Source organism: Serratia sp. ASV30, from assembly GCF_016428815.1.
Lineage (GTDB): Bacteria > Pseudomonadota > Gammaproteobacteria > Enterobacterales > Enterobacteriaceae > Chania > Chania fonticola_C.
This window is the reverse complement of record NZ_JAELTL010000012.1, coordinates 15,312-34,471: the sequence shown is the minus strand read 5'-3', so window position 1 is coordinate 34,471 and position 19,160 is coordinate 15,312. Positions and strand designations below refer to the sequence as shown.

Sequence of the window (19,160 nt, the reverse complement as noted above, 5' to 3'; positions counted from 1 at the left end):
ATTACTCAATCAATTAAACATTCTCAATATAGTATGACATTTACATGTGATGCTTATTTTAATTTAATTATTGCTTTTCAACGAGTAAGTGGAAATTTTTAACACTACATTATCGGATTTTCATCACCTAAATCAGGTTATTGATGCCATATTCTACGAAGTATTCTTACCTCATTCAGCTATACTGGCCAAACATCCGAGCTAAACCGATCTGGAGCCCTTCTGTGAACCATTCACTGCTGTCCATTCCCTGTATCACCCTGCAAGGGGAACATAAAACGCTGGCCGACTTTCCGGCGCGAGCCTACCTGGTGGTCAATACCGCCAGCAAGTGTGGCTTTACCCCGCAGTATGCAGGCTTGGAAAAGCTGTGGCAGTATTATCGCTCACGAGGGTTGATGGTGCTGGGCTTCCCCTGCAATCAGTTTGGCGGGCAGGAGCCAGGCAACCCGCTGGAGATTGCCAACTTCTGCACTCTCAACTATGGCGTCAGCTTTCCGCTGTTCAGCAAGATCGACGTCAACGGCGCGCAGGCGCATCCCCTGTTCAGCGAGTTAAAACGCCGTGCTCCCGGTCTGTTAGGCAGCCAACGTATCAAGTGGAACTTCACCAAATTCCTGCTCACCGCCGATGGCGAGCGCATCACACGCTTTGCCCCCATCACCAAACCTGAGCGCCTGTTCGGCCGTATCGAAACCCTGTTGAAATAGCCGTTTTATCAGCAAATTGATCGCAATCAATCTAGCTCCGGTAAGCATGACGACAAAAAGGTTCCATCGGTAAGAAAATTTCCCTTGATGTAACCTTTTGCTCACATGATAATGATTATCAATTTGATACTAATTACCATTTACCGGTTGAATTTATGGACAATCTCAATAATTGCCAACAGTCCAACAACGCTTTGGTTACTCCTGACGGCAGTGCTCCTGCCGCTTTACCGCCCTGCTTCGACAGTGCCGAACTACTGGGCACGGATGGGCTGGCGGTGATCATCCATCAAGGACAACGCTATCAACTTCGCCAAACCAAAGCGGGAAAATTGATCTTAACCAAATAACGTCTTAGTTCCTTTTAACGCCAGCCACCCCGATCTTGCGATCCAGGCAGCCAGCAAATCTATTGATATGTTGAGTCATACGGAGAGTTGCACATGCCTGCCATTTTTGCCTCCCGGCTGCGTTTATCCGCATTAAGCCTGGCCATTGCCTGCGCTTTGCCTACGGTGGTTTTTGCTCAGACCGACACCAGTGTTTCCGCTGCCACCAAGGCACAAGAAAAAAACAGAGATGAGGCCATGACCGTGGTCGCCACCGGTAATCAGCGCAGCAGTTTTGAAGCGCCGATGATGGTGACGGTGATCGACGGCAACAGCCCTCAGAGCCAAACCGCCACCACCGCCGGCGATATGCTGCGTCATGTGCCTGGGGTTACCGTGACCGGTACCGGCCGGAGCAATGGGCAAGACATCATGATGCGGGGTTACGATCGCCGTGGTGTGCTGATCCTGGTTGATGGTATTCGTCAGGGAACCGATACCGGCCATATCAATGGCACCTTCCTGGATCCTGGATTGGTAAAACGTATTGAAGTAGTGCGTGGCCCGTCAGCACTGTTGTACGGCAGTGGCGCATTAGGTGGAGTTATCTCCTATGAAACCGTTGATGCCGCCGATCTGCTTTTGCCCGGCCATAACTCCGGCTACCGCGTGTTCGGCACGGCAGCTAGCGGCGATCATAGCCTTGGCATGGGTGCCAGCGCTTACGGTAAAACTGACGATCTCGATGGTTTGATCTCTTTCGGCACTCGCGATGTCGGCAATATTCGCCAAGGCGATGGCTTTAATGCACCGAACGATGAGACCATCAGCAACGTTCTGGCCAAAAGCGCCTGGGCCATTGATGACAACCAGTCCCTGAGCGGTAACCTGCGCTATTACAATAACCGGGCACAAGAACCCAAAAATCCGCAAACGCCTGATGTTTCAAGCAGTAATGTGTTAACTGACCGTTCTACGATTCAGCGTGACGCACAGCTCGGTTATAAGCTCAAACCTACAGGCCAAGATTGGCTGGATGCCGATGCCAAGATTTATTACTCCGAAGTAGAGATCAATGCGCATACGGACGGCAGCGCAGATGAAGCTCGCAAACAAACCACCAAAGGTGGCAAGCTGGAAAACCGTACCCGCCTGTTCGCCGACAGCTTCGCTTCACACCTGTTCACCTATGGTAGCGAAGCCTACCGGCAGGAACAGACGCCGGGGGGCGCAACAGAAAGCTTCCCACAGGCCAAGATCAACTTCGCTTCCGGCTGGCTGCAAGATGAGATCACGCTGCGCGACTTGCCTGTCTCTTTCCTGGCCGGGACGCGTTATGACAATTTCAAAGGCTCTAGCGACGGTTATGACGACGTCAACGCCAACAAGTGGTCATCCCGTGGTGCGATGAGCGTTACCCCTACTGATTGGTTGATGATGTTTGCCTCCTATGCTCAGGCATTCCGCGCACCGACCATGGGTGAGATGTACAACGACTCCAAGCACTTCTCGATCCCGATGGGGCCAACCACGATCACCAACTATTGGGTGCCGAACCCAAATCTGAAGCCAGAAACCAACGCCACGCAGGAATACGGTTTCGGCTTACGCTTTGACGATCTGTTAATGGCCGACGACAGCCTGCAATTCAAGGCCAGCTACTTCGATACCAAAGCCAGGGATTATATCACTACCGGTGTCACCATGGAGTTAGGCCGTGGCCCACGTGGCATGTACTGCATCAGTTGTACCACCTTCTCAACCAATATCGCTCGCGCCAAGATTTGGGGATGGGATACCTCGCTGAACTATAAAACCCGGTGGTTCGGTTTGGATCTGGCCTACAACCGCACACGTGGAAAAGATGAAACTACGGGTGACTGGCTCCCCAGTGTCAACCCGGATACGGTCACCAGCGTGTTGGATATTCCTATTGCCGAGACCGGTTTATCCACTGGCTGGGTCGGAACCTTTGCACAGAGTGCGCATAACGTGGCTACCGGCTACACCAAACAGGCCGGGTATGGCGTGAACGATTTCTACCTAAGCTATAAAGGCCGCGAAGACCTGCAGGGCGTCACCACTACCGTGGTCCTGGGGAACGCCTTCGATAAAGAATATTACTCACCACAGGGCATTCCGCAGGACGGTCGTAACGCCAAACTGCTGGTCAGCTATCAGTGGTAACCCATTGAACCACAGCGGGCAGGCCGTTTTTGCCCGCTCCTCCCCCCACAAGCACAGGAAGAAAAATAATGAGCGAGACCCTATACCAACGTTATGAGCAGGCGAAAATTGATCACCCAGGTAAATATGCCCGCGATCTGGCCGAGCTGTTGGGTATCAGCGAAGCCGAACTGACCCATGCCCGCGTCGGCCACGATGCTCGTCGCCTGCAAGCCGATGCCCGTACGCTGCTGACCGAACTGGAACAGGTTGGCGTCACCAAGTCCATCACGCGTAACAGCTATGCGGTACACGAGCAAGTTGGGCGTTATCAGAATCAGCACCTCAATGGCCATGCTGGGCTGATCCTCAACCCGCGCGAGCTGGATTTGCGCCTGTTCCTCAACCAATGGGACAGCGTTTTTGCCCTGAGTGAAACCAACAAGCGTGGCGTGCGCCACAGCATCCAGTTCTTTGATCATCAAGGCGATGCGCTGCATAAGGTGTACACCACCGACGAAACCGATCTCGCCGCCTGGTTCGCCCTGGTCGAGCGCCATCAGACTGCGGAAAACTCGGCACTGGAGCTGCAACCGGTCGAGATTAAAGAGAGTAACAGCGCGCCGGATACCGCCAAAATCGATGCCGACTGGCGTGCCATGACCGACGTCCACCAGTTCTTCCAACTGCTAAGCCGTAATAATCTGACCCGTCAGCAGGCCTTCCGCGCCGTGGGTAACGATCTTGCCTATCGCGTGGACAACAGCTCGCTGACGGCGATCCTGGAAGCCGCCAAGACTGCGCAAAACGAAATCATGATCTTCGTCGGCAACCGGGGCTGCGTGCAGATCTTTACCGGCCAGATCGAACGTCTGATGCCGCAGGACGGCTGGGTCAACATCTTCAACCGCCACTTTACCCTGCACCTGATTGAAGGGGCGATCGCCGAAAGCTGGATCACACGCAAACCAACCAAAGATGGCATGGTCACCAGCCTGGAGCTATTTGCCGCCGATGGCACCCAGATCGCCCAACTTTACGGGCAACGTACCGAAGGCCAACCGGAGCAGCTGCAGTGGCGTGAACAGGTTGCTGCACTTGAACCGAAGGATGTCGCCGCATGATAGCTTCATTGTTTCGTCGCCTGGCGCTGTGCGTTGCGCTGGCATTTCCATTAGCCGCCGTGGCGGCAGAGAGGATTGTTTCGATAGGGGGTGACGTGACCGAAATTGCCTTAGCGCTGGGCGCAGGTGATGAAGTTGTGGCTCGAGACAGTACCAGCCTACATCCTGCTGCGGTGCAGACATTGCCAGACGTGGGCTATATGCGCCAACTGAATGTCGAAGGTATCCTGGCGCTGAAACCCACCCTGATCCTGACCACCGAGTTGGCGGAGCCAGCATTGGTGCTGAAGCAGTTGGAAGACAGTGGTGTGAAGGTGGTGCGTATCCCTGGGGATACCTCTGTACAGGCGGTGCCCGAAAAAATCAGCGTGATAGCCGGGGCAGTCAACCGCAGTAGCCAAGGCAAGCAGTTGGCCGAACGCTATCAGCAACAGTTGGCAGCGGTAGCCAATACGCCGCTGCCGGTGAAAGTGCTGTTCGTGATGAGTCACGGAGGTATCACCCCCATGGCGGCGGGCCAGCAAACCGCGGCAGATGCCATTATCAGAGCGGCTGGGTTGAAAAACGCGATGCAAGGTTTCAGCCGTTACCGCCCGCTCTCGCAAGAGGGCGTGATTGCCAGCGCACCAGACTTGCTGTTGGTGACTACCGATGGCGTTCGCTCCATCGGTGGCCAGGAAAACCTGTGGCTGTTGCCCGGCATGGCTCTGACACCGGCGGGGAAAAACCGCCGCGTGCTGATCGTTGATGATATGGCGCTGCTCGGTTTTGGTCTTGAAACACCGCAGGCGCTGGGCCTGTTGCGTAAAGCGGCGGAGCAAAAGTAATGCGTTGCCGAACCTCGCCCCGCCTGGCGATCGTCAGCCTGCTGATCCTGCTGACGATCCTGGCACTTGGGGCCGCTAACCTGGGGGCGTTGACACTATCATTTCGCACCTTGTGGCAGGCTCCTCTCAGCGATGCCTCCTGGCATATCTGGCTGAATATACGCCTGCCTCGCGTGCTATTGGCCGTAGTGATCGGATGCGCGTTGGCGGTTTCCGGCGCGGTGATGCAGGGGCTGTTCCGGAACCCCTTGGCCGATCCCAGCCTGTTGGGGATCAGCAGCGGCGGCGCACTGTTCGTGGCCCTGGTGATCGTCATGCCGCTGGCCCTGCCCCCGCTCATCGCGCTATACAGCCATATGCTGGCGGCGTTTCTTGGCAGCCTGCTGGTTTCGATACTGATTTACGGCATCAGCCGCAGCGGGCACGGCAGCCTTTCTCGGCTGTTGCTGGCCGGTATCGCCATCAATGCGCTGTGCATGGCGGCGATTGGTGTGCTGTCGTACCTCAGTAGCGACCAGCAATTACGTCAGTTTTCACTCTGGATGATGGGCAGCCTTAGCCAGTCACAGTGGCCTACCCTGGTAGTGTCCGCTTCGCTGATCCTGCCAGCCGCATTGCTGACGCTGTTACAGGCTCGTCGTTTGAATCTGCTACAGCTGGGTGATGAAGAAGCACATTACCTTGGAGTTAATGTGCAACGCGCCAAGCTGCAGTTGCTACTGTTGAGCGCTCTGCTGATTGGGGCTGCCGTAGCGATGAGTGGCGTGATCGGCTTTATTGGCCTGGTGGTACCCCACCTGGTGCGTATGCGGCTTGGGGGCGATCACCGCTGGTTGTTGCCAGCCTCTGCCCTCGGCGGTGCCTGCCTGCTGTTGGTGAGCGATACGCTGGCACGGACGCTGATCGCTCCGGCAGAAATGCCGGTAGGCCTGATGACCAGCCTGATCGGTGGTCCCTATTTTCTGTGGCTGGTGATGCGCCAGCGGGAGCGCACCGGTGGATGATTCATCAAAGCTGACAGCACGGCAATTGCGTTACAACCTGGGGGATCGCAGGCTGATCACCGATGTCTCCCTCAGCATCACCAGTGGCGAAATGGTGGCGATTATCGGCCCCAACGGCGCGGGGAAGTCGACCCTGCTACGCTTACTTACTGGTTATCTGGCAGCAGACTGTGGCGAGTGCCGCCTGCAAGGTAAACCGCTTGAGCAGTGGCAACCGCAGCAGTTAGCCAAGGTCCGGGCGGTAATGCGTCAACACAGCGAACTGGCCTTTCCGTTTACCGTGGAAGAAGTGGTTGCCATGGGTCGCTCTCCGCATAGCGGGCGCGATGCCAAACGGGCGATCCAACAGGTGATGGAGCAGACCGATTGCACCAGCCTGGCCCAACGTGATTACCGCCAGCTTTCCGGCGGGGAACAGCAACGGGTGCAACTGGCCAGAGTATTGGTGCAGTTGTGGCAGCCGCAACCCGCACCATCCTGGTTATTTCTTGATGAACCCACCTCGGCGCTCGATCTGTATCATCAACAGCATACCTTACGCCTGCTGCGCTCCCTGACGCGTCAGCAGCCGTTGGCGGTCTGTTGCGTATTGCACGATCTTAATCTGGCCGCGCTGTATGCCGATCGTATTCTGTTGTTGCATCAGGGCCGCCTGGTCGCTTCCGGTACCCCACAGCAGGTATTGCAGACAGATATCCTGACACGTTGGTATCAGGCAGATCTCGGTGTCGCCGCCCACCCGGAGACCGCACTGCCGCAGGTGTTTTTACGTCAGTAACGGTAAGCCATGGAGGGCTTGCTACATTCAGCTCGAACAGGAAATTTCCAGATGCTTGCCCCAATCCGGTGGCAAGGCCGCCAGATCGTCATACTGAGCATCGTCGGCGAAAGGTTGCAGCAACGCCTGGTGCAAACGCGCCAACTTGCTGACATCGTCCTGCTCTGCCGCTTCGATAGCCTGCTGCGCCAGATAATTACGCAAAATCAGTTTAGGATTCGCCAGCTTCATCGCTTGCTGGCGCTCGGCATCACTCACCTGCTCAAGCTGTAAGCGCTGGCGATACTTTTGATACCAACCGTCAAAGGCGCCGCGATCGATAAAGTCATCACGCAATGGCGTTTGCGCCTGCTGCTGCTCAACGGCGCTCAATAAGCGGAAGGTGCGAGTGTAGTCACGTCCCTCTTGCGCCATCAGGCTCAATAAGCCGGTCAGCAGATCGTTATCCTGTTTTGACTGGGTAAACAAGCCCAGTTTGGCACGCATTTGCTCACCATAAGCCTGCATCAGCGCCGGTTCATAGGCGGCCAGTGCCTGCTGTAACTGCTCGGCACTCAGCAAACCGGATAGCGTTTGTGCCAATCGATGCAGGTTCCATAACCCCACGGCAGGCTGGTTATCGAACGCATAACGACCCTGATGATCGGAGTGGTTGCAGATATAATCGGGCCGGTAGTCATCAAGGAAGCCATAAGGTCCATAATCCATCGTCAGGCCGAGGATCGACATATTGTCGGTATTCATCACGCCGTGGGCAAACCCCACGCACTGCCAATGGGCAATCATACGAGCGGTGCGTTCCACCACATCGGTAAACCACAGCAGATAGCGATCCTGCTCATCAACCCATTGCGACCAATGGCGGGCAATAACGAAGTCCGCCAATTGCCTGACCTGCTCCGACTGTTGGCGGTAATAGAAATGTTCGAAATGCCCAAAGCGGACATGGCTTTCCGCCACCCGCAGCAGCATTGCCCCGCGCTCCGGTTGTTCACGGAACACAGGATGTTCGCTGGTGACAATTGTCAGGGCCCGCGTCGTCGGGATCCCCAGATGGTATAGCGCCTCGGAGGCCAGGAATTCACGGATCACCGAGCGTAGCACCGCCCGCCCATCGCCCATGCGTGAATATGGCGTTAAGCCAGCGCCTTTCAGATGCCAGTCCATACTGCGGCCGTCCACAAGCCGCTGTTCGCCCAGCAGGATCCCCCGGCCATCTCCCAACTGACCCGCCCAGGAACCAAACTGATGGCCGCTGTAAACCTGCGCCAAAGGCTGCATGCCGGGCAACAGGGTTTCCCCTGCCCAGATTGGCGTTTTCTCCGGGGTAAACCAGCTTGCGTCCAGCCCCAGTTCCTGAGCCAGTGGCTGGCTGTAATACAGTAAACGGGCCGCTTTAAGCGGCGTCGGCTGCAGTGCGGTATAAAAACCGGGCAGTTGTTGGTAATAAGCGTTTTCAAATTGCGGCATAGGCCCTCCGTAACGCTTAGTGTAGAGCCTGGAGGTGCGGATTAACACGGAGGATTTACAAGGGATTCGCCACTGGCCGATAACCTGCAGGGGCGCGGTAGACTAAAAAGCTGCAGCTTGGTTATTTAGCGCCTGCGGCGTGAGTCTTTTAATGACCTACTACGCGCATGGCTAAAGTGCTTTATCAATGATAAAGCGACAATAATTATCAGTACTGGGATCACGGTAAAAATCATCCAGTCCACTATTTACCCCGGTATGTAAGTAAAAATCAGCTATTATTATCGAACTCTTCAGCAATCCTGCGTAGAGACCGCAGATTATCCACACTGATGGCAGGCCATAAAAACCCCTGTAGCCCTAAAACACCGGTGTTAGTCAGTTTATTGAAATACTCATGTTTCTCAATGCCGCAAACAATAACTCCCTTACAAAGTTGATTGATATTCTTAAGCAGTGAATCGATAACCAGGTCATATCCCTGATGGGTAACCAATTGCCAATAAAAGCGTTTGTCGATCTTCACAAAATCAAATAAACCATCGTACAACGCGGCCAACGTCGCTTTGCCAGAACCGAAACCATCGAGCCAAAGCGAAAAGTAGGAACTTAACAAGCGGATTTTTCCGTTGTCTTTCCCCGCGGAAAGGTTGGGAAAACTCTCATTAATTTCAAAAGCAATAAACGGCAACTGCTGCACTCGCTGACGACATGTCTCGCTGCCAAGTAACCAATCGACAACCGTTTCTTCGATATTAATGGTCAATGTCACCCCGCTGGCAACAAACCATGACGCGTGCTTTTCAGCCAGCGTGAGTTGGTCGTTGAATAACTCAATCCTTTGTTCTGGGGTTAATAACCGCAGGCCGATCTCCGTAGGCATCGCCAGGTTGTCGCCCGAACCAGTAAAACGGGTGAGAAGTTCCACCGCCAGCAATCTTCCCGTCATGGCGTAAATCGGCAAGAAGACGTACTGACTAATAAAATCAACGTCAGATTGAATATTCATTTTAATGCCAGAGGCTTAATGGCGTGCAAACCATCGTATAACAATAAGTTATACCGATCAATCCCTCGGGAATAGTTCATAAATAGTAATGTGATTAGCTAGGCGTTGCCAAGTAATTGATAGCTTTAGCGATGTTTTTTTGTTCAGGCAGTCAGGTGCGATAATTATATTTGCGGCATCTATCGTTACACATTAAAAGCTTTACGCAATGCGTGAGTTATTTTTTATGTTCAACGATCAGGTGATGCGGCGACCACCTGATTTCATTAATAAAATTCCTAACTTATTTACCACACAGCACTACTTAATGGTTTCCAACAACCAACGCTGCAACTCACTAAGCTCGCTCTCCTGCTGTGGATATTGCGCTACCAGCTGTGCACAACAGTCTGCCAACGCCTCGCTGCGATAGGCACATCCCACCAGCTTTTCGGCCAAAGTCTGTAATGGCGCAGGGTTGAGGCTGTCGGTGAATATCTGCGCGCGTACAATCGCGCCCTTCTCGACGTCAAAAAAGATATCCACCCCACCCCAGGTAAATCGTTCATTCAGCAAGTGGCTAAACGCTGGCGCTTTGCCAAAATTCCATTCCCAACTGCTCTGCTTGGCAAATTGCTGGGCAAAATCAGGCAGGTCAGGGAAGACATCCGGGGAGATCACTTCCGGCTGTGCCGTTTCACCATAATGGGCGAAGAAAGCCTGAATAACGGCGTCACAAACCTGCTGATGGTCTATTTCTGGCACAAACTCGGCCAGGTTAGCGACCCTGGAACGTACAGAAGTGATGCCTTTCGCCTGCAATTTTTTCGGATCGGGATTGAGATAATCCGCCAGGCGATTGAGATCGGCATTCAACAATAGCGTACCGTGATGAAAGCCACGATCCTGGGTTTCTCGATAGGCTGAACCGGAAATTTTGCGCATTCCGTCGGCCGTTTCAACCACCAGATCGTTACGCCCGGAAGCCGATGCATCAATCCCAAGCTGTTTCAGCGCCGCCAAAATAATGCCGGTAGAAACGGTTTTATCGTAGCCGGGCTTACCGGCCATAAAGGTAAAGCAGGTATTGCCCAGGTCGTGAAACACCGCCCCGCCGCCGCTGCTGCGCCGTGCCAGACGAATGCCATCCTGTTCCATCCGCCGGGTATTGCATTCTTTCCACGGGTTCTGCGACTGGCCAATTACCACGGTTTCGGCATTACGCCACAGGAAGAGGATTTTTTGCGTGGTCATTTCGCGGAAGATGCACTCTTCTACCGCCAGATTAAACCAGGGATCGTAGGAATCAGAAATCAATAAACGTAAGGAATTCATGGCAGTCACCTCATCATGCAGTGCTGCCATAATACACCAGATAGGGGGTTTGGGTCGTTAAATCCGGCGCGCCTGCCAGTACACCTTGCGCCAGTAAACGTTGTTGAGTGAAGAACGCGTCACGCCTTTGCTGGTCGAGGCATGAATAAACTCGTCGTTGGTATCGTAGATCCCCACATGCAGGCCATTCTCTCCGCTGCCGGTTTTAAAGAACACCAGATCGCCCGGCATCAGCTCGTCGCGCGAGACTTTGGTCCCCAGCCCGGTTTGCTGCGCCGTGGAGCGCGGTAATTGCATATCAAAACGATCGCTGAAGGTGCGATAGACAAAGCCGGAACAGTCAACACCGCCGCGATCCAGCCCGCCGTAGCGATACGGAGTGCCATACCATTGACGCAGTTGCTCGTTCAATTGCGCTACCACCACAATGGAATCGGACAAACGGCCACTCGGCGGTGGCGCATGGCTGCTGCAACCGGCGAGAATTAAACTGGCTAATAGAAACCACACACGCATCGCATTTTACCTTTCACTTGAACACCGAACCGGATCAACCGCCTGCGGTATTTCACCACGCCACTCCAGGTAAGGAGAATGCTGTTTGGCGTTAATTTATCGCCCAAGATAATAAAAAGGCAAGCTTTGTGCGTGAGATATTCGAATCGACAGCGTTTTTTCCGCTATTAACGGTTTTTTTCCGCCCGATGGCTATTAATCAACCAGACGCCGAACAGAATAAACACTGTCCCCAGCGTTTTGAGCAAGGTGGCCGATTCATTAAACCAGGGCAGGATCACCGCCGCCAGGTAAACCAGCGCATAACTGACGCTCAACAGCGGATAAGCCCGGTTCAGCGGCAGGTAATGAAGCGCAAAGAACCAGCACAGCATTGATAATCCATAGCCGAAAATCCCGGCGGCTACCGCCAGCAAGGCCATTCCATACTGGTTGAGTAACGGCCAGGTAACATCGGCAAAGGACAACAGCGGGATCTGCCCCATCCCCCATTTCATCAACAGCTGGGCCAACGTGACTAACAGAACGCTGCCCGCCCCCCAAAGATAACCTTTCATGATTGCAGACTCATCATCAGGATCCCCAGCATAATCGACGCCACGCCGCACCAGTGGCGCACCGTGGTCGGCTCGTTAAACAACCAGCGTGCCGCCAGCGTCACCAGGACAAAGTTGAGGCTCAGCATCGGATAGGCCAAGCTGAGCGGCAGGCGCTGCAATACATTTAGCCACACCAGCATGCCCAGCCCCAATAACAATACTGCCAGCGCCAACCAGCGCAGCGTTAAAGCCCGCCGCCGCTCGCCAGCCTGTTGCCAGGTAAGGGCAGCCTGCTTCTGACACAGCTGCCCCGCACAGGTGAACAGGCTAACCAGGATCACCAATAAATACGCCATCATGGCTGCTGCTTGTACCATACCAATGCCATGCGATGCATCTCGACAACGCTGTCTGGCGTTGGCAAATCTGTCGGCACGTGCTCACCACGGGAGAGTTGCATGATCAGTGACACATCCCCTTGTTTGCGAGCCTCAGCCAACCAGCCAGCAAAATCTTCTTCGCTGATATAGTGGCCGTGCGCATCGGGATACGCCAAGCCATAAGTAAGCTCGCCTTTTTCACCGTACATCAGCACATCGCTGCGTTTCAGTTCCCAGGCCAGGCCTGCGGCGATACCCACGCGATCGGCCAGCACAAACTGGCTCTGGCTGAGCGTAGCTATATTCTCACGAATGAAGTTTTGCGGCTGCTTGGAGTCGATCACCTGTTGCGGAATAGCGTAACCGATCAACAGACAAAGCAGCAGCGGGCAAGCGGCCGCCCAGGTCCAGCGTTTCGCGTTATCACGAGCGGAAATCACGGCAAACAGCAGCCAACCACCAAAGGCAATCAGGCCGAGCACGATTTTCGGCCACTCATCGGCGGTAAACAGATGCACTTTAGGTAACACACCTGAGCCGATGAGCAACAACGCGATAATGCCAATCAGCCCAAACAGGCCATTTAGCACGGCATTCATCTTGAATACCCGAGTACGTAACTGCCCCGCGCAATCCTCGGCGTAAGCCGCCATCAGCAGTGCCAACGGCGCCATGCAAGGCAGAATATAGGTAGGCAACTTGCCTTTGGCGATGCTGAAGAAGATCAGCGGCATCACCACCCAGCTCAACAGGAAAAACAGCTCCGGGCGCTGCACACGCTCACGCCATCCCTTGAGCAGGGAACCTGGCAATAACCCCAACCACGGCAGTACCGCAGCGATCAGGATCGGGATGTAATACCAAAAAGGTGCCTTATGCTGGGCATTGTCTTCGGCAAAGCGCTGAATATGCTCCACCCAGAAGAAGTAGTTCCAATAGTCCGGCTCTCGTTGGGCCACCGCCAGCGCCCACGGCAGGCTGAGCAGTACCGCCACCACAATCGCCACTGGCCCATAGCAGAACAGATCTTTGACCTTACGCTGCTGAATAACAATGGGGATAACGGCAATCACCGGCACCGCCAGCGCCAGGAAGCCTTTGGTCATAAAGCCCATACCACAGGCCAGCCCGAGCAACACATAGGCACCCAGCTTACCTTTGGCGGTGGAGGCTTTCAGCGTCAGGTAATAACTGACCATGGCTGCCGTCAGCCACAGCGAGATCATCGGATCGAGCACGCTGTAAGTGCCGATACTGAATACCAGCACCATCGACAGGAAGATCAGCACCGCCAGATAGGCACGACGCGCATTTTTCCACATCAGCCAGGCCAGAGCAAAGACCAGTAAGGCAGTCAGGCCCGTGCTGAATATCGAGCCAAAGCGCACGGCAAAGTTACTATCGCCGAACAACCACTGGCTAATGTTGTTAAACCAGTAACCGGCAACCGGTTTTTCAAAATAGCGCAGGCCTAGCAGGTTAGGCACTATCCAATCTCCGCGCGCCAGCATTTCACGGCTAATTTCGGCGTAGCGGGTTTCATCCGGCTGCCATAGCAGCCGCCCATTCACCGGCAGCAGATACACCAGGGCAAAAAAAATGGCCAATACAATGGCCCAGGATCCTTTCAACGCTTTCATGAAACCTTTTCTCCCCCAACTTCGGTTTGATAACCCAACCAGCCTTCTCGGCCAGGAAATGGTGCGCGAGTAATGCGGCCTAACGGCAGTGATGACACATCTTGGGGCAGCAATGCACTCAGCGGGCAGAACTCGATACCTTGCTGTTTTGCACGCTGTAACAGTTGTTCGAACATGGCCGACTGCGACATGCCTTCCACCTCGGTATGTATGGTGTACACAGGCACCCCACGATCGTTTTCTATCGCTCGCAAAATATAATCATTGAAATCCGCCATGCTGGTCTCACGACCAATCACCTCATCAAAGGTTGGAAGAGTCACGGGGATTTGCACCGTGCCCGGTTGGCCATTCTCTAATAGCGGACGGAACGGGTGGGTGCCACGGCAATCACTGTTATACTCGAAACTAAAACCTTGCTTAACCTCCACGACGCGCTGATCGGCACGCCACCCCGCCACCGCCGAAAATCGGACCGGTTGACCGATCGCGTTTGACAGCGCATCAATGCCCAACTGAACCTGGTGCGTCAACTCGGGTTTGGACCACTTCCCCACCTTGGCCTGCCACCCTTGATGATCCCAGGCATGCAAACCCACTTCTTGGCCCATCTCCAACGTGCGTTTCATCAACGGCCCCAAAGATCGGGAAATATTCCTCCCAGGCCACGCGGTCCCCGCCAGCAGGATATCCCAGCCGTACAGGGAGGCGGCCTTGGAACGTAGCATTTTCAGCAGGAATTGGGGACGAAGCAGGCGCCACAAGTGGCGCCCCATGTTGTCCGGCCCGACGCTGAAGAAGAAGCTGGCCTGAATATCGTACTTGGCAAACAGTTCCAGCAGGCGCGGCACCCCTTCACGGGTACCGCTAAAGGTGTCTACATCAACTCGCAGGCCGACCTTCCTCATGCACCATCACCTTCCTTTACCGTGGTACGCAGGAAGTAGTCCAGAGTTTCGGCAACGGTTTGCTGCATGGCGATCGTCGGCTGCCAGCCCAGCAGGCGGCGCGCGTTCTTGATGCTTGGCGTACGGTGCTCAACGTCCTGATACCCTTTGCCGTAGTAGCTGCTGCTTTCCACGTCCTTGAAACCGGCAAACGGCGGGAAATTGCCGCGCAGCGGATGTTCATTGAAGCTGGCCAACAGCATTTCCGCCAGCTCACGAATACTGGCTTCGTTGGTTGGGTTGCCGATGTTGACGATCTGACCATCACATTGGCCATCGCGGTTTTCAATAATGCGATACAGCGCTTCAATACCGTCGTTGATATCGGTAAAGCAACGTTTCTGCGCCCCACCGTCCACCAGCTTGATCGGTGAGCCTTCGACCAGATTCAGGATCAACTGGGTGATTGCACGCGATGAGCCGATACGTGCCGCATCCAGGTTATCCAGGCGTGGCCCCATCCAGTTAAACGGACGGAACAGCGTGAACTTCAGGCCTTCTTTGGCCCCGTAAGCCCAGATAACCCGGTCCAACAGCTGTTTGGAGACCGAATAGATCCAGCGCTGTTTATTGATTGGCCCGACGATCAGGCGCGAGGTGTCCTCATCAAACTCTTTATCGTCACACATGCCATAAACTTCTGAAGTGGACGGGAAGATGATGCGTTTGTTGTATTTCACACAGTCGCGGACGATTTTCAGGTTTTCTTCGAAATCCAACTCGAACACGCGCAGCGGATTACGGGTGTATTCGATCGGTGTGGCGATTGCCACCAGCGGCAGTACCACGTCGCACTTCTTGATGTGATACTCGATCCACTCGGAATGAATGCTGATATCCCCTTCCACAAAGTGGAAGCGCGGGTTATCCAGGAAGCGGCTGATGGCGTCAGAGCCGATATCCAGACCGTAGATATCGTAGCGGTCTTCGCGCAGCAGACGTTCGGTGAGATGGTTGCCGATAAAGCCATTGACACCCAGGATCAGCACGCGGGTCCGGCGCTTCATCACAGAGCTTGGTTTGGCAGCCAGACGTACGTCGCTCACCATGCCCATTTCCGCTGCCAGGCGGCTGCCTTGCACATACAAACCAGACTCGCTCTGGCCAGCCACGATTTCCAGCGCACCTTCACCACAGGCAATTACCAGTGGGGTGGTGCTCAGCACCGTGCCTGGCTGCTTATCATGCGCGGTATCCAGAACGCGTGCGCGCCAAACGATCACCTTGCGCTGCCCCAGATAGCTGAATGCGCCCGGATAAGGTTCGGTGACAGCTCGCACCAGGTTGTTGATTTCATGAGCAGACTTGTGCCACTGGATCTCACCATCAGCAGCGGTACGGCGGCCAAAATAGCTGGCATCCGCTTCGTTTTGCACCGTCAGGCTGGCCGTACCGTTTTTCAGTTTCGGCAGTTGTTCTTTCAAGACGATCTGCGCCGCTTCCAACACTTTTTTGTGCAGCGTCAGTGCGGTGTCCTGATCGGAAATCGCCACTTTATGCTGACCTACGATATCACCGGCATCCGGACGTTTGACCATCTTGTGCAGCGTGGCACCGGTTTCGGTTTCGCCGTTCACCAGCGCCCAGTTGATCGGCGCGCGGCCACGGTAGCGTGGCAACAGTGAACCATGCAGGTTAAAACCACCTTTTGGAGCCAGAGACAGGATCTCATCGCTCAACATATTGCGGTAGTAGAAAGAGAAAATGATATCCGGCTGTAGCTCACGGATACGCTCAACCCACAACGGATGATTGACATCTTCCGGTGCATACACCGGCAGCTCCAGTTCAGCACCCTGGCGAGCAACGGAAGAGAAGAAGTTGTTTTCACCTGGATCATCGGTATGGGTAAATACGGCCTGTACGTCATAACCCGCTTCTGTCAGCGCTTTCAAGCCTGCGCAGCCGATATCATGGTAAGCAAATACAATAGCTTTCATCATTCTTCTTCCTGAGTATTTTGGGTTGGCTTGGCGCCGACCACTTTCTGGACAAAATAGCGGGGACGAGCACGGACGTCGTTATAAATCCGGCCGATGTACTCCCCTAACAATCCCATACCGACAAACTGTGCACCGATAAAGGTGAATAACACTGCAAACAGCGTGAAGACTCCGCCTGCCGCCCATTCTGGCCCCAAGACCAAGCGCAGCACGATCAACAACACCGCCAGCACGAAGCCCGACAGTGCAATCACGCTGCCTATCACGCTAAGCAGACGCAGCGGCGTGGTGGTCAGGCAGGTGATCAGGTCATACATCAGGTTGATCAGCTTCATCAGGCTATATTTGGAGTCACCGAACTCGCGTTCAGCGTGACGCACCTCGATCTCCGTGGTACGGCGAGCAAAGGTGTTGGCCAGGATCGGAATAAAGGTACTGCGCTCATGGCAATGCAGCATCGCTTCGATGATATGGCGACGATAGGCACGCAGCATGCATCCATAGTCGCCCATGGATTTACCGGTCGCGCGCTGGATCATCATATTGATCATGCGGGAGGCCGTCTTGCGGAACCAGGAGTCCTGACGGTTGGCACGCACGGTACCCACCACGTCATAACCCTCTTCCGCGACGCTGACCAGACGGGGAATTTCCTCCGGCGGGTTTTGCAAATCGGCATCCAGGGTGATCACCAGATCGCCACTGACCTGATTGAAGCCCGCCATGATGGCGGAATGCTGGCCGTAGTTACGGTTCAGCAGCACGGCAATAATGCAGCTATCAGGCTGTTCCGCCGCGGCGGTCAGCATGGCGGCAGAGTTGTCGCTGCTGCCATCATCAATCAGAATAATTTCGTAAGGTTGCAATAGTTGTTTACAGGCGGCGGTGGTGCGCTCCAACAAGGCAGGTAAACTCTCCTGCTCGTTGTACACCGGGATCACCACCGAAACTTTGCTAATAGGTTCAGCGCGAGACACGGGAAGACTCCAATACGGAAGACAAGGCATTGACCACGCGATCGACATCGGCTTCGGTCATATCTGGGAACAGCGGTAAAGTGCACAGGCGTGCCGAGTTCCATTCGGTATTGGGCAGTGACAGCTGTGGGTAACGTTCGCGGTAGAATTTTTGCGTATGGGCGGCGCGGAAATGCAGACCGGTGCCGACCCCAACTTCTTTCAGCCGTTCCATCAATTGATCGCGCCCAATGCCGCAACGTTGTTCATCAACACGCACCATAAACAGGTGCCAGGCGTGATCGTGCGGGTAATCTGGTAACCCCAACGGCTGGAAAGGCGAATCTTGCAGCGCGGCCAGGTAACGTTCCGCCAGCACCTTGCGCCGGGCGTTCAACTCTGGCAAACGCGCCAGCTGCACCACAGCGATCGCCGCATGAATATCTGACAGGTTGTATTTGTAGCCAGGTTCAACCACTTCTGCCTGCGGCTTACGCCCCTGCAGTTGGCGGTCAAAAGCGTCAACACCCAGGCCGTGGAACTTCAGGCAGCGGACGCGATCGGCCAGTTCATCGTCATCGGTCGCGATCAGGCCGCCTTCAGCACAGGTCAGGTTTTTGATGGCGTGGAAAGAGAAAATGGCAGTACCACGCGCGCCCACCCATTCACCATTGAAACGGGTGCCTACGGCGTGAGCCGCATCTTCAATCAGGGGGAGGTTGTGGCGTTCAGCCACGGCGCGCAGTTCATCCATCGGTAATGGTGCGCCCGCATAGTGAACGGGAATAATCGCTTTGGTACGTGGGGTGATGGCCGCCTCAACATCGGCTGCACTGACCATCAAAGTGTCCCGGTCAACATCGATCATCACCGGCGTAGCGCCAAGCAATTCGATCATGTTGAGGGTGGAAACCCAGGTTTGTGAAGGAGTAATGACTTCATCCCCTGGCCCGATATCCAGAGCCATCAGAGTGATGTGCATCCCCGCCGTTGCAGAGCAGACGGCAACCGCATGCTTGCAGCCGAAAGTTCGGCAAAACTCGCTTTCCAACTGCTGATTTTGCGGCCCGGTGGTGATCCAGCCAGAACGCAACACCTTTTCTACCGCCGCAATTTCTTCATCCCCAATTGCCGGGCGTGAAAAAGGCAGGAATTGATCCATAATTAAACCCCAAACGTCTAGATTTTCTTTAAGCCACTGTAAGACTTTTACATTTAACGAATAGTAAACGTCGCAAAGAATGATCACTGGTGGATTAACTGCCAATGTACTTGGGCAAGCTTAACTAAACCTTAAGGGAGAAATTATTATCAGGAAACCTTCTGTAAAACTTCTTCATCAAGGAACCAATAATTAGTTGCATAATCATTGGGTTATGCAGTTATATTTTTTTACTTATTTTTTTTCAACCCGTTCAGCGTAGCAGGTAATCGTGGATTTTCCATCTTATTTTGTGAGATTAACGTGAGAATTTGCGCCCTTGCAGGGTAATTATATCGAGCACGTT

Annotated in this window: 18 protein-coding genes; 7 read left to right on the top strand and 11 right to left on the bottom strand. The window is 54.3% G+C overall.

Annotated features, from left to right (window positions below):
* The first annotated feature begins 224 nt into the window (after window positions 1–224).
* The 7 genes from JHD74_RS07560 (at window position 225) to JHD74_RS07530 (ending at window position 6,938) form a co-directional block, all read left to right on the top strand.
* Window positions 225–710 (top strand): glutathione peroxidase, encoded by a 486-nt coding sequence (locus tag JHD74_RS07560; protein WP_024529998.1) that lies wholly within the window; start codon window positions 225–227, stop codon window positions 708–710.
* A gap of 155 nt (window positions 711–865) precedes the next feature.
* Window positions 866–1,060, top strand: coding sequence for a hemin uptake protein HemP (gene hemP, locus JHD74_RS07555; RefSeq protein ID WP_021804574.1), 195 nt, complete (start codon window positions 866–868; stop codon window positions 1,058–1,060).
* A gap of 93 nt (window positions 1,061–1,153) precedes the next feature.
* Window positions 1,154–3,226, top strand: coding sequence for a TonB-dependent hemoglobin/transferrin/lactoferrin family receptor (locus JHD74_RS07550; protein ID WP_199062298.1), 2,073 nt, complete (start codon window positions 1,154–1,156; stop codon window positions 3,224–3,226).
* 68 nt (window positions 3,227–3,294) lie between these two features.
* Window positions 3,295–4,329 (top strand): hemin-degrading factor, encoded by a 1,035-nt coding sequence (locus JHD74_RS07545; protein ID WP_199062296.1) that lies wholly within the window; start codon window positions 3,295–3,297, stop codon window positions 4,327–4,329.
* Complete coding sequence (locus JHD74_RS07540; protein WP_074031023.1) at window positions 4,326–5,156, top strand: hemin ABC transporter substrate-binding protein; 831 nt, start codon at window positions 4,326–4,328, stop codon at window positions 5,154–5,156. Before JHD74_RS07545 ends, JHD74_RS07540 begins: the two co-directional genes overlap by 4 nt.
* On the top strand, window positions 5,156–6,160 hold the full coding sequence (locus tag JHD74_RS07535; protein ID WP_199062294.1) for an iron ABC transporter permease: 1,005 nt from the start codon (window positions 5,156–5,158) through the stop codon (window positions 6,158–6,160). Before JHD74_RS07540 ends, JHD74_RS07535 begins: the two co-directional genes overlap by 1 nt.
* Entirely contained in the window at window positions 6,153–6,938 is a 786-nt protein-coding gene (locus JHD74_RS07530; protein WP_074031021.1) for a heme ABC transporter ATP-binding protein, read from the top strand. The genes JHD74_RS07535 and JHD74_RS07530 overlap by 8 nt, the downstream gene beginning before the upstream one ends.
* 27 nt (window positions 6,939–6,965) lie before the next feature.
* Here the strand turns inward: JHD74_RS07530 and JHD74_RS07525 are convergent, their stop codons facing one another.
* From JHD74_RS07525 to arnB, 11 genes are all read right to left on the bottom strand, one after another.
* Window positions 6,966–8,408, bottom strand: coding sequence for a protein adenylyltransferase SelO (locus JHD74_RS07525; RefSeq protein WP_074031020.1), 1,443 nt, complete (start codon window positions 8,406–8,408; stop codon window positions 6,966–6,968).
* A 271-nt stretch (window positions 8,409–8,679) separates the two neighbouring features.
* Window positions 8,680–9,417, bottom strand: coding sequence for an EAL domain-containing protein (locus JHD74_RS07520; RefSeq protein WP_199062291.1), 738 nt, complete (start codon window positions 9,415–9,417; stop codon window positions 8,680–8,682).
* A 300-nt stretch (window positions 9,418–9,717) separates the two neighbouring features.
* Window positions 9,718–10,731, bottom strand: coding sequence for a lipoate--protein ligase A (locus JHD74_RS07515; RefSeq protein ID WP_024530006.1), 1,014 nt, complete (start codon window positions 10,729–10,731; stop codon window positions 9,718–9,720).
* 57 nt (window positions 10,732–10,788) lie between these two features.
* Window positions 10,789–11,247 carry an NlpC/P60 family protein gene (locus tag JHD74_RS07510; RefSeq protein ID WP_021178133.1) on the bottom strand — a complete coding sequence of 153 codons (459 nt, stop codon included), beginning with the start codon at window positions 11,245–11,247 and terminating at the stop codon, window positions 10,789–10,791.
* Between the two features lie 167 nt (window positions 11,248–11,414).
* A complete protein-coding gene (gene arnF, locus JHD74_RS07505; RefSeq protein ID WP_024530007.1) occupies window positions 11,415–11,804 on the bottom strand; it encodes a 4-amino-4-deoxy-L-arabinose-phosphoundecaprenol flippase subunit ArnF in 390 nt (129 codons plus the stop codon).
* On the bottom strand, window positions 11,801–12,145 hold the full coding sequence (gene arnE / locus JHD74_RS07500) for a 4-amino-4-deoxy-L-arabinose-phosphoundecaprenol flippase subunit ArnE (protein WP_024530008.1): 345 nt from the start codon (window positions 12,143–12,145) through the stop codon (window positions 11,801–11,803). The genes arnF and arnE overlap by 4 nt, the downstream gene beginning before the upstream one ends.
* Window positions 12,142–13,806, bottom strand: a complete 1,665-nt coding sequence (gene arnT / locus JHD74_RS07495; RefSeq protein WP_199062290.1) for a lipid IV(A) 4-amino-4-deoxy-L-arabinosyltransferase — start codon at window positions 13,804–13,806, stop codon at window positions 12,142–12,144. Before arnT ends, arnE begins: the two co-directional genes overlap by 4 nt.
* A complete protein-coding gene (gene arnD, locus JHD74_RS07490) occupies window positions 13,803–14,714 on the bottom strand; it encodes a 4-deoxy-4-formamido-L-arabinose-phosphoundecaprenol deformylase (protein ID WP_199062288.1) in 912 nt (303 codons plus the stop codon). Before arnD ends, arnT begins: the two co-directional genes overlap by 4 nt.
* Window positions 14,711–16,693 (bottom strand): bifunctional UDP-4-amino-4-deoxy-L-arabinose formyltransferase/UDP-glucuronic acid oxidase ArnA, encoded by a 1,983-nt coding sequence (arnA, locus tag JHD74_RS07485; RefSeq protein ID WP_024530011.1) that lies wholly within the window; start codon window positions 16,691–16,693, stop codon window positions 14,711–14,713. The genes arnD and arnA overlap by 4 nt, the downstream gene beginning before the upstream one ends.
* Complete coding sequence (gene arnC / locus JHD74_RS07480; RefSeq protein ID WP_024530012.1) at window positions 16,693–17,673, bottom strand: undecaprenyl-phosphate 4-deoxy-4-formamido-L-arabinose transferase; 981 nt, start codon at window positions 17,671–17,673, stop codon at window positions 16,693–16,695. The genes arnA and arnC overlap by 1 nt, the downstream gene beginning before the upstream one ends.
* Window positions 17,660–18,814 carry a UDP-4-amino-4-deoxy-L-arabinose aminotransferase gene (gene arnB / locus JHD74_RS07475; RefSeq protein WP_024530013.1) on the bottom strand — a complete coding sequence of 385 codons (1,155 nt, stop codon included), beginning with the start codon at window positions 18,812–18,814 and terminating at the stop codon, window positions 17,660–17,662. Before arnB ends, arnC begins: the two co-directional genes overlap by 14 nt.
* Window positions 18,815–19,160 lie beyond the last annotated feature (346 nt).

Excerpts from the sequence above, each read along its gene's own strand:
- arnB (WP_024530013.1), bottom strand. The coding sequence starts at position 18,814 with ATGGATCAATTCCTGCCTTTTTCACGCCCGGCAATTGGGGATGAAGAA.
- JHD74_RS07550 (WP_199062298.1), top strand. The coding sequence starts at position 1,154 with ATGCCTGCCATTTTTGCCTCCCGGCTGCGTTTATCCGCATTAAGCCTG.
- JHD74_RS07525 (WP_074031020.1), bottom strand. The coding sequence starts at position 8,408 with ATGCCGCAATTTGAAAACGCTTATTACCAACAACTGCCCGGTTTTTAT.
- arnE (WP_024530008.1), bottom strand. The coding sequence starts at position 12,145 with ATGATGGCGTATTTATTGGTGATCCTGGTTAGCCTGTTCACCTGTGCG.
- hemP (WP_021804574.1), top strand. The coding sequence starts at position 866 with ATGGACAATCTCAATAATTGCCAACAGTCCAACAACGCTTTGGTTACT.
- arnT (WP_199062290.1), bottom strand. The coding sequence starts at position 13,806 with ATGAAAGCGTTGAAAGGATCCTGGGCCATTGTATTGGCCATTTTTTTT.
- JHD74_RS07535 (WP_199062294.1), top strand. The coding sequence starts at position 5,156 with ATGCGTTGCCGAACCTCGCCCCGCCTGGCGATCGTCAGCCTGCTGATC.
- arnF (WP_024530007.1), bottom strand. The coding sequence starts at position 11,804 with ATGAAAGGTTATCTTTGGGGGGCGGGCAGCGTTCTGTTAGTCACGTTG.
- JHD74_RS07515 (WP_024530006.1), bottom strand. The coding sequence starts at position 10,731 with ATGAATTCCTTACGTTTATTGATTTCTGATTCCTACGATCCCTGGTTT.
- arnA (WP_024530011.1), bottom strand. The coding sequence starts at position 16,693 with ATGAAAGCTATTGTATTTGCTTACCATGATATCGGCTGCGCAGGCTTG.
- JHD74_RS07545 (WP_199062296.1), top strand. The coding sequence starts at position 3,295 with ATGAGCGAGACCCTATACCAACGTTATGAGCAGGCGAAAATTGATCAC.
- JHD74_RS07520 (WP_199062291.1), bottom strand. The coding sequence starts at position 9,417 with ATGAATATTCAATCTGACGTTGATTTTATTAGTCAGTACGTCTTCTTG.
- JHD74_RS07510 (WP_021178133.1), bottom strand. The coding sequence starts at position 11,247 with ATGCGTGTGTGGTTTCTATTAGCCAGTTTAATTCTCGCCGGTTGCAGC.
- arnD (WP_199062288.1), bottom strand. The coding sequence starts at position 14,714 with ATGAGGAAGGTCGGCCTGCGAGTTGATGTAGACACCTTTAGCGGTACC.
- JHD74_RS07540 (WP_074031023.1), top strand. The coding sequence starts at position 4,326 with ATGATAGCTTCATTGTTTCGTCGCCTGGCGCTGTGCGTTGCGCTGGCA.